The following is a 3081-nucleotide window of genomic DNA, read 5'->3' on the forward strand; positions in this document are numbered from 1 at the left end:
CGCGCGGGCCGCCGCCGCGGAAGCGCGCCAGAAGATGTAGCCCCAGAACAGCAGCATCACCGCGAGCAGGATGAGGTTCTCGACATCCTCCTCGCTCCAGCTGCTCCCCTGCTCCTCGCGCCGGGCGCGATCGCGCGCCTCCTCGGGGTCGAGGTTGAGGATCTCCAGCACCGCGTCGGCGCCTTGACGATGCCGCCCGCCATGTCGCCGGACTTGAAGGACGGGATGATGGCGTTGCGGATGATGGCGGACGCCACCGCGTCGGTGAGGATGCCTTCGAGGCCGTAGCCCACCTCGATGCGCACCTTGCGCTCATTGGGGGCGACCAGCAGCAGCACGCCGTTGTTCTTCTTCTCCTGGCCGAGCCGCCAGGCGCGGAACAGGCGGTTGGCATAGTCCTCGATGGAGGTGTCCTGGAGCGAGGGAACGGTCGCCACCACGAACTGGTCGGTGGCCTTCTCCTCCTGCGCCGCGAGCTTGGCGTCGAGCGCCGCGCGGGTTGCGGGATCGAGCACATGGGCGGCGTCCACCACCCGGCCGGTGAGCGGCGGGAAGGTGAGCTCCGCCTGCGCCGCAGCGCGGCGAGCAGCGCGCAAAAGCGCCCCGACGAGGGCCGCGGCCAGCCGCAGGCCGGCCGCCCGCATCCCTGGGCCCGCTGCGGGGAAAAGGCGACCGACGGCGCGCCATGCTCACGGCCTCACGCCTCCTGAACCGATGCCGCGCCGCTACTTGCCGAAATTCACCTTCGGCACCTGCATCTGCTGCTCGGAGATGGTGAAGGTCTCCATGGGCTTGTTGCCGCGATAGAGGATCGAGGCCCAGATCACCCCGGGGAAGGTGCGCAGCTCGGTATTGTAGGCGCGCACCGCCTCGATATAGTCGCGCCGCGCCACGGCGATGCGGTTTTCCGTGCCCTCGATCTGCGACTGGAGGGCGAGGAAGTTCTGGTTCGACTTCAGGTCCGGATAGGCTTCCGACACCGCGATCAGCCGCCCCAGCGCGCCGGACAGGCCCGCCTGGGCCTCCTGGAACTGCTTGAACTGCTCGGGATTGGTGATGGTGGAGGCATCCACCCGGATCGAGGTCGCCTTGGCGCGCGCCTCCACCACCGAGGTCAGCACGTCCTTCTCCTGGGAGGCGTAGCCCTTCACGGTTTCCACCAGATTGGGGATCAGGTCCGAGCGGCGCTGGTACTGGTTCAGCACCTCGCTCCAGGCGGCCTTGGCCTTCTCCTCGCTGGTGGGGATGACGTTGACGCCGCATCCCGAGAGCACCATCGCGGCCAGCACGGCGAAGAAAGGCGCCTTGAGGCGGCCGAGCGACTGGACGAGCGCAGACATGCCATCTTCTCCCGAATCCGCGGCTCCGCAGCGCCGCCGGCGCGCCTTATAGCATGCCGTCCGCGGCATTTCTCGGACGGGCGGATGTGGGTCTGGCGGGAAGAAAGCGGCTGAGGGCGTCCGAGTACCCGGCGCGCGCGCGGTCTCCTCAGCTCCGGATTCCGATGATAGCGTGCATGGGAACGCAGAAGGCGATGGCGGCGTAGCTGGGCAGCAGCCCGCCTCATTGGCGCGCGTGTCGGTGCGGGAGACGAGGATCGAGACGGAACAGAGGTTCCGGCCGGTTGCGGCGGGAATGGCGGAAATCGAGATGGGTCAGCGATGATTGATCGCGTATATTCCATCAGCAATCCTGAGGCATCGACATGATTTTGGGAGGGAGAGATAGAAACAATGTAATAAAATTTACCGTCGTCCGGAGATGAATATGATACCGAACCAAGAAGAAGCAGATAATTTAATCAAAATCCGGATGCGTGTAAATTATTGCTATTTCTTCTTTCACAAATTCAATTCAATTGCGTATGAATTTTATAATAAGAATTTTGATTTTACATTTATCGTATCTGCGATTTTGATCATTTTTGTATGTCTGATTTTTGATTATTACATTCCAAAACGGATTTATGATTATAATGTGATACTGAAAGATTGCTTGCTATATTTATTACTGCGTCCTTTATTACACAACTAGGAAGAACAATTTTTTCGGCAAGATTTTTGTATAAATTAGATATTGTTATTATTTATTTTCGATTTTATTCGGATTGATTGGATACAGCATATGTTGCAATTTTTGGATAATTATTTAATTGGAAAGAATAGATAATATATAAAGCCGTGCCGTCTCCGCGCTCTGACGCGCCCCAAACCTTCCTCCCCCTCCCGCAGGTCCGCCCCCGCCCTCACGCCATCAGCAGCGTATGCAGCACGTCCCGTGCCCCGGCCGCCACCTTGAACGCCTCCTTCAGGTCGGCGCGGCGGTGGGCGTCGAGCCGGCGCGGGTCGACCTTGTTGGAGGCGGGAAGACCCACAGCCAGGTCTTCCAGCTGCTGGTCGAGCACGGCGGAGAGCAGCACGCCGTGGGCCTCAGCCATGGCTTCGAGGTCGGGCGCCGGCGCCGATGCCCTTGGCGCGCAGCCCGTCGAGGCGGGCCTTGGTGGAGCGGGCGTCGATGCCGTGGGCGATGGCGAGCACGCGGGCGGTGCAGACGATGGGGAACAGGCCGTGGGCCTTCGCGTCCACCCGTCCGTTCTCGGTGCGCAGGCCGCCCATGAGGGTGAGCGCCGAGCGCACCGGCCCGCCAGAATCGGCCAGTTGCTTGAGAAAGGCATATTGCCCCGCCGCCGCGCCATAGGCGTCCGCGGCGAGCCGGTCGGCGATGGCGGCGGCCCCGCTGGCGGGCGCGAGATCGAAGAAGATGTCGACACTCAGCAGATCGTCGGGCCGCGCGCGTGAGATCCAGGCGGCGACCCGCGCCTGCCAGGTGGCGGCGTCGCCGCGCCACTGGGGCGAGCGGGCCATGACGTTGCCGGGGCAATAGGGCACGCCCACCTCGTGCAGCAGGTCCGCAAGGCGCGCGCCGAAGCGGGCGAACCAGGCGTCGGCGCCCGCCACAGGCTCGGCCCAGACCACCGCATTGTCCTGGTCCATGGCGAGCAGGCTCTCGCCGCGCCCCGCCGAGCCCAGCACCAGCACCGCATACGGCGCGGGCGGCGGCCCTTCCGCCGCCTCGGCCAGG

4 protein-coding genes are annotated in these 3081 nt (G+C 63.5%); all 4 read right to left on the bottom strand.

The features are described from left to right. Positions 1 to 56: 56 nt before the first annotated feature. The gene (locus AC2W7M_RS22775) at positions 57 to 644 is read right to left on the bottom strand and encodes a TPM domain-containing protein (protein ID WP_486135141.1); all 588 of its coding nucleotides are present in this window, start codon (positions 642 to 644) and stop codon (positions 57 to 59) included. A gap of 81 nt (positions 645 to 725) precedes the next feature. Next, positions 726 to 1340 carry a LemA family protein gene (locus AC2W7M_RS22780; RefSeq protein ID WP_486135143.1) on the bottom strand — a complete coding sequence of 205 codons (615 nt, stop codon included), beginning with the start codon at positions 1338 to 1340 and terminating at the stop codon, positions 726 to 728. Positions 1341 to 2245: 905 nt separating this feature from the next. Next, on the bottom strand, positions 2246 to 2437 hold the full coding sequence (locus tag AC2W7M_RS22785; protein WP_486135145.1) for a putative nucleotidyltransferase substrate binding domain-containing protein: 192 nt from the start codon (positions 2435 to 2437) through the stop codon (positions 2246 to 2248). After that, on the bottom strand, positions 2430 to 3081 hold a 652-nt coding region (locus AC2W7M_RS22790), incomplete at its 5' end, for a DUF294 nucleotidyltransferase-like domain-containing protein (RefSeq protein WP_486135147.1). The genes AC2W7M_RS22790 and AC2W7M_RS22785, both read right to left, overlap by 8 nt.

The sequence above is a fragment of the Xanthobacter sp. BG11Y11_SDJG genome (assembly GCF_057364445.1).